3 protein-coding genes are annotated in these 4,300 nt (G+C 24.6%); all 3 read right to left on the bottom strand.

All coding sequences use genetic code 11. The annotated features are described in order from the left end of the window. Positions 1-3: 3 nt before the first annotated feature. Positions 4-804, bottom strand: coding sequence for a hypothetical protein (locus H2650_RS15555; RefSeq protein ID WP_188051744.1), 801 nt, complete (start codon positions 802-804; stop codon positions 4-6). Between the two features lie 178 nt (positions 805-982). Continuing rightward, positions 983-3,463: a DEAD/DEAH box helicase gene (locus tag H2650_RS15550; protein ID WP_188051743.1), complete on the bottom strand. Its 2,481-nt coding sequence runs from the start codon at positions 3,461-3,463 to the stop codon at positions 983-985. Positions 3,464-3,465: 2 nt separating this feature from the next. Continuing rightward, a partial coding sequence (locus H2650_RS15545; protein WP_223151125.1) for a hypothetical protein occupies positions 3,466-4,300 on the bottom strand: 835 nt, incomplete at its 5' end.

Genomic DNA, 4,300 nt, shown 5'->3' with positions numbered 1-4,300 from the left:
TCTTTATTCATCTATTTTGGATATGTTTAAATTTTTTGATGTTTTTAGCCAGCTAGAAATCATATAAAATAAAAAATAAGCAGTTATTAACTGCAGAAATCTTATTATCTGTGATAGTTTTGATAGTGGTTTTAAGAAGCCAAAAATAAAACCAGTTACTGAATCTAACCATATATCATTATATGGAACAAATTGTTTTGGATTTTGGATTTTGGTTTTTAATAAATTCATTTCTCTAGTAAATTTATTAATTCCTTCGGTTAAATTTCCTGATTCTAATTTTAAAGTTGTAATTCTGATATTATTTTTGAAAATGTCAACATCTTTTTCTCTACTTCTGTCATTTGGTCTTTCATCGTCTTTTGAAATAGATTTAACAATAAATGTGTATTCTTTTATTTTTTGTTTTTTTTCTTCAAGTAAATTGATTTTTACATTTTTAAATTTTGACTGTAAGTCTACAATATAAACTGAATCTTTGTAATTTTTAAGTTCTTCTTTATAGTTTTTTATATTTCTATCTAAATATTCTTTATTAAAACTATAATTTTCTTTGTCGTAAGAATAGTTTAGATAATGAAAGTAAGGAAGTAAACCAATAAGCAAAAATGTTAGAAAGTAAAAATTTGACATATTACTATATCTTTCTCTTGTCAAATTAAATAGGGAGAATAATATTACTGCAATGAATATTAAAAATATAGTCTCTCCATATTTTATTGGCATTTCTGCACCTAAAACATATTTCAATACAGAAATTAATAAGCTTGATATTATTAAAAAACTTAATTCTTTGTTTTTCATTAGTTCTGTTAGGTTACTAAATTCAACGTTTCTGCGCGAAGATTACTGCTAACGTCTTGGCGCTTGGCGAGGTTGGGGACTTAATAGCAGAGTATTTTCTGCCGAAACGAAGATATGATAAAAAACGTTAATTCCACTAAAACCCCAATCTTGCCAAACGGCTGTTAGCAGAAGTGGTTTATTGTTCGTTAATATGATATTTAATTTCAAAAATCAGTATTTTATTTTCATTATTAATTTCCATTTCAATTACTATCGTGTCTTTTATAATAATTTCATCTATTTTATGATTTATAGAAATAAAATTTAAATATTCTTCTTTTGTAATACATTTTGCAAGTTCTATTGAAAAACCATTTTTCAAAAGTGTTATAATTTTTTTATCTGAACTTCCATACTTTATTTGTTCGTAAAAATCATTTTCGATAAGCCCTAATTCACCTAGTATTTCAGTATATTTTAATAAATTAAATTCCACATAATCCTGTTCTTCTTTTATTCTTATAATTGCAATGTTTACTCTTTCAGCTGTTTCTTTTCCTTTTAAATTAATATATAATGGTTGGTGATCAGTAAAGTTTCTTTTGTCTTTTCCCCATTTTGTTCCAACATATATTATCAATTCGTCGCCACTTAATCTTCTCCAATAGTTTATAAAACTACCAATCATTTCATTGTATGAAGCACTTGAACTTCTCCATTGTAATATCATAGCGTAAAATCTTCTTGCTGAAGGATTCTGAAGACGAATTATATTAGCATCTACAATTAAAACATCTTTAAAAAAAATAGAATATATAGCTTCTATTAGTTGATTGCTGTCTGATATTATTGTGAATAATGTTGATTTATAAACAGCAAGATTTTTTAATAATGTTCTTTCCGATTGCTTTATATCAAAATCATAAACGTTATTTTTGAAACATAATTGAGCAATTTCAGATTGCACGTAAACTATGCCTTCTAAATTGGTTGAGTTTGGCTCAATGTTTTCTAAAAATTCTAATGAGTTTTTTAAACTGATTTTCTGAGTTTCACTCAGATTTTCTTCATCTTTTAAAAGCAAATTATTAACATTGTCAATTGAAATAGATTCTGTTTTTGCTCTATCGCTTATAAATTTTTTAATATTAGCTTTTTTATTTGAATATTTACTTTTAACTATATAAACGTTAGGCTCTAATAATTTTAAATCACCACTTTCTGGATTAAAAATCTCACTAAATCTATTAATTCTTCCGATTAGATTTTTAAATTGAGATGTAGACAAATTTGTATTCTTTCCTTTGATTGTTGAAAATAAAAATATTTTTTCAGCTGGAATATTCACACCTTCAAGTAGAGTAGAACTTGTTATGACAAATTCCAAATCTTTTCTTTTTGAGAAAATATCTTCAACAAATAATCTAATTATTTCAGGCATTCCACCGTGATGGTAAACTATTCCTTTTTTGATACATTTGATTAGATTATAATCTGGATGAATATATTCTGAAATTGTTTTTTCAATTTCTTCAATTTGTAATTCTATATCATTTGTTCGATTAGCTAACTCAAGTGAGAATTCTTCAATATGTATAGGACGATTTAGATAAATTATATTTTTATTTGATTTTTCTAATTTCAGAAGATCAAATACATTTTTGTATTCAATATTTGTATTAATAAAACTATTGGAAAATTGGTCGAAAATTTCTAATTTACCACTACTTTCATATAAATCACAAACAAAATACTTTTCTGTTTTTATAAATTCATCAGTATTTTGAGAAGCAACATCATAATTACATTGTTTAATTTTTAAGTTATTTGGATTAGCAATGAAAGGGGAAAAGAAATTTAAAACTACATTTTCATTTCTCTTTTTTAAAATGATTATTACTTGTGCCAATAAAATGGATCTACTATCATCTTCTTTTTCTCCAAATAAGTTATGTGCTTCATCAATTAAAACAATATCTAGCTTTAAATCAATATTTTTCTGAAGTAACCTTAAAAGTCTTTCTTGGGTTAAGACAGCTATAAAATTCTGCTCAGTTCCTTTGTACATTTCTGGATGAGTGATTATTCTATGAACATTTGAATTATTAGAATTATTTAAAAGTCTCTTTTTTGTTTGTGCTAGAAGTGCTTTACTTGGAACGATAATGCAAACTTTTTTATCTTTATTTGATAAAACTTTTTCGACTATAATTTCAGATTTCCCATAAGAAGTAGGTGCGATTAAAACAAAATTAGAATTGTTATTTGATGAGAATTCTATAAGTTTCTTTTGTCCATTTGAAATGTAATAGTTTTTTTCTTTAAAATTTTCTTGAAATGAAGAAAAGAATAAATTGAAAAAATGGTCATCAATATTATTGTTCGAGTATTTTGACTCTACTAATTTTGAAATAGGAATATAACCTTTATTAATTGCAAAATCGTATAAGGGTTTATAGTCGTTATATTTGTTTGAATATGTTACAATTATTTTATATGCTAACTTTTGTAAATCAGAATCTCCAAAGTTAGAAAATATGATTGCATTTTTCAAAAGATGATGAATCTCAGTTTCGTTCAAATCTAAATTAAGTTGCAATTTTTTATATGAACTATCAAAAAAAGTTGACTTTATTTCTTTTCTAAATTCTTTAAGAGTAATTTGTTTGATTTCCATAATTATGATGTTTTAATTTCATCTCTTAAAAAATTTGCAACTGTTTCAAAAGTATTTTTTTGAATACATATTATAATTAAGTCTTCAAATATATTTTCATTAGCTGTACTATTTAAAAAATCTGAAATACTATTTTCATCAATAATATCAATTAAATCGTGATAAAGTGTTGATATTAATATTGCATTTTTTTTTTGATTTGGTTTTAAATTTGGAGAATCATTAGATAATAATTTTTTTAAATTAAGTCTCCCATCGTTTTCATTTATGACCAATGAAACATCAATTAAGGCACTTTCCCATAATGAATTTCTTCTTTCTGCTATCATTGAACTAATACCTGATTTTGCTCTATTTAGCAATATACTATTATATTTTGTTGAATTATCTTTACTTGTTTCACTTCTTCCTGATTTTACTTCAGAATACCAAAGTTTATTGTCTTCAATATCACAATAGATAATATCAAATCCTTTTTTTATACTTTTTTCCTCTTTATTTTTAAGAATAGAAAGTGAAGTCAATTTATTATCTTGATGATTCAAAAGTATATGAGCTAGTAATTCTCCAATCATTCCTTTTTTAATATCTTCAGATTTTGGATCATACCTCTCTAAGAATGATGTTAGAGTTTTTTTATATGAATAAAATTCTGGTAAGCTATCAGCTTCTGAAAAACCACTCCAAACACCTTGAAGTTGTTTTCTGATAATTTCTTTAAAATCGTCTGAAAAATTATCAATGTAAAAAATTGAATATTTAGATTTTTCAAGTATTCTTACATCGGTTATTGTCATATTATTGATGTTTTTCTCCGTTTTTTGGCACCATTTCTGC

Origin of the sequence: Flavobacterium sp. GP15, assembly GCF_014281985.1 — a bacterium.
Classification (GTDB): Bacteria; Bacteroidota; Bacteroidia; order Flavobacteriales; family Flavobacteriaceae; genus Flavobacterium; species Flavobacterium pygoscelis.
This window is presented reverse-complemented; position numbering and strand designations above follow the sequence as displayed.